Origin of the sequence: Methanothrix sp. (genome assembly GCF_024518575.1) — an archaeon.
Classification (GTDB): domain Archaea; phylum Halobacteriota; class Methanosarcinia; order Methanotrichales; family Methanotrichaceae; genus Methanothrix_B.
In genome coordinates, this window is sequence record NZ_JANIHG010000070.1 from 1 (window position 1) to 2664 (window position 2664).

General features: G+C 56.0%; 4 protein-coding genes and 1 tRNA gene. All 5 read right to left on the reverse strand.

The features are described 5' to 3' along the window. A tRNA-Leu gene (locus NQU42_RS08315) sits at window positions 1-85 on the reverse strand. A gap of 44 nt (window positions 86-129) precedes the next feature. Next, window positions 130-918, reverse strand: coding sequence for a DNA-directed RNA polymerase subunit D (locus NQU42_RS08320; RefSeq protein WP_296610609.1), 789 nt, complete (start codon window positions 916-918; stop codon window positions 130-132). Between the two features lie 19 nt (window positions 919-937). Next, window positions 938-1327 (reverse strand): 30S ribosomal protein S11, encoded by a 390-nt coding sequence (locus tag NQU42_RS08325; protein ID WP_011696765.1) that lies wholly within the window; start codon window positions 1325-1327, stop codon window positions 938-940. Beyond that, a complete protein-coding gene (locus NQU42_RS08330; RefSeq protein WP_296610607.1) occupies window positions 1324-1875 on the reverse strand; it encodes a 30S ribosomal protein S4 in 552 nt (183 codons plus the stop codon). Before NQU42_RS08330 ends, NQU42_RS08325 begins: the two co-directional genes overlap by 4 nt. Before the next feature lie 17 nt (window positions 1876-1892). Next, window positions 1893-2375: a 30S ribosomal protein S13 gene (locus NQU42_RS08335; protein WP_296610611.1), complete on the reverse strand. Its 483-nt coding sequence runs from the start codon at window positions 2373-2375 to the stop codon at window positions 1893-1895. Window positions 2376-2664 lie beyond the last annotated feature (289 nt).

Genomic DNA, 2664 nt, shown 5'->3' on the forward strand with positions numbered 1-2664 from the left:
TGCGGGGGACGGGATTCGAACCCGCGAACACCTACGTGACAGGACCCTCAATCCTGCGCCTTTGACCATGCTTGGCAACCCCCGCATGCTTCTGGCAGAGAATACCGCATTGGATTTAAACCTCTCGCCTCAGGAGATCGAGGCGAGCGTGTCCTGCAGGACCAGAGCTTTCTTCTTAAGCTCCTCTGCGGCCATCCTTACCAGATCCTTCGCATTTATAGAGCCATCGCTCTCTATGCTCATGATGAAGGCGTCCTCAAGTGGCATGACTGAGATGGCTCGCTGCTCGCACTCCTCGACGCAGAGCCTGCAGAGAGAGCACTCTGTGATGTCCTTCACCTTTAGAGTATCGCTCTCATCGAGCACCAGCACACCACGTGGGCATACCTTCACGCATCTCCCGCAGCCGTTGCATCCGATGATCTCTATCGACGGAAGGTTCTTGTAGCCGCAGAGCGTGCCGGCCTGCCACTTGGCATGCTCCTTGCCGGTGCGGAGTGTCGCAAACCCCTCGATCACGAGCTTCTCGCCCTCCCCCAGAACCACAAGAGGTATGTTATCGAATGCAGCTCTAACAGCAGGCTCGCTGAATTTTATATCCCGCGAGTACACGGTCCCGGGTCCCTCTGCAGTCACCATGAAATCGATCCTGCAGCCGGGACAGCCAACACCGCCGCACTGGCATTCATCAGGAGTTGAGTAGACTTTCAGATCATCGGCTCTTATCGGAACAAGACCGAGCCTGAGGGCGATCTGCTCATCGAAGAGCACCGATGTATTCTCGTATATCGAGATCTCATCGATCGCCAGCTTCGGGACCTCAGCTATGCATGACCTTCTGATGGCGTTTGCGAATGCTGGAGTCACACCGGAGAGGAGGAACCTCACCCGGTCGTCCCTTAACTCGATAAGCTCCACATTCAAGGCTTATGCACCGTCAGACCCTTCTGCCCCTCTTCCCGCCCTTCGGCTTTGTGCCGTCATGCGGGATCGGGGTGACGTCCTCTATCCTTCCGATTCTGAGACCTGCACGTGCCAGCGCCCTTATCGCAGCCTGCGCTCCCGGGCCCGGAGACCTCTGCTTGTTCCCGCCAGGGGCCCTCACCTTTACATGGACCCCTACAATGCCCTTGGCCTTGGCCTGCTCCGCGACCTGCATCGCCATCTGCATCGCAGTGTAGGGTGAGCTCTCGTCCCTGGCGGCCTTCACGACCATGCCGCCTGAGATCTTGGCTATCGTCTCAGCGCCAGTCAGATCTGTTATCGTTATCAGCGTGTTATTGAACGACGAGTATATGTGTGCTATGGCCCATTTGCCCTCTGTCATGCCGACCCTCCAGCGCGGGCGACGATCTTAGATGACCTCTCCGGATGCCCCTCTCTTGCAAGTGGGGATCCTGCGTAGTAGTCGATGGTCATCTCATCCCCTCTTTTCACCAGGTAGCTCGGGACGGTCACCCTCTGGCCCGCTACCTGAATGTGCCCGTGTGTTATGAACTGCCTCGCCTGTCGTATCGTGTTTGCGAGACCCTGTCTATAAACCTGGGTCTGAAGCCGCCTCTCCAGGATATCTGTGATCTTCAGCGAGAGTATGGCATCGAGGTCCGCTCCGTCCTTCAGGATTCCGAACCGCGACAGTCTATCTATAACAGCAGCAGCCTCAACATCGGCTCTGGCCTCGCCTCGGGCCTTTGATGCAAGGAGCATCCTTCCAACGCGCCTGTACTTTCTGAGAATGCTCTCAGCCTTCCAGAGCTCGCGCTTGTTTCTCAGCCCGTAGGTCTTCATGAGCTCGACCTCCTCTGCCATCCTGCCAGCTTCCCATGGCTTTCGGGGCCGCTCATATGTCTTGTGGCTCTTGCCAGGATATCCCATAAAATCACCTGCTCAGATCAGCTCTTTGTTGCCTGCGCCTTCTTCTTGGTGACGCCAACGGTAGCGCCGCTCCTGCCTGTGGATCTGGTCCTCTGTCCCCTCACTCTCAGCCCGAGCTCATGCCTTATGCCCTTGTAGCTTCTTGCCTTCTTCATGAGGTCGAGATCCTCGCGGAGTGCTGTGAGGACATCTGCGCCCATGACGTGCCTGTCGACTCCTGTTATTATCTCCTTCCTCCGGTTCATCATCCAGGCAGGAATGCTCTCCGTGGCATTCTCTATAACGTTCTTCAGAGCCTCTATCTGCTCCTCGGGCAGCTTTCCCAGAATCGCGTAGGGATCCACACCTGCCTTTACTGCGAACACCCTGGCCAGCCTTCTGCCAACGCCCTTGATGCCGGTAAGAGCCATCTGAACCTGCTTCTTGCCGTCAAGGTCGGTGTTGTAAATGCGGACTATGTGCCTCAGCTCAACAGAGCTCTCAGTATCCTTCGTCTCCATCTCCAATTACTCCTCCAGAACGCCTGGGCTCCGAGAGCCCGATCTGGAGCAGCCCCGGATCAGATCCGGCGCCGCCCACTCACCGGCTGTGCGGTGGGGCGATTCATGCAAATCCAATGCGAAGATACGCTCCTGATACATAAGATTATCTGTTGGGTGTTTGGACCTGTCCGAATAAGATAAAAGCAAGAGCTGAGTATAGTGTTACTTCAATGAAATTTAAAGAGGTGATGCCGGATGACATCCACATCTTTGATTTCTGTGTTATCCAGCATACCCCTATTCAGCA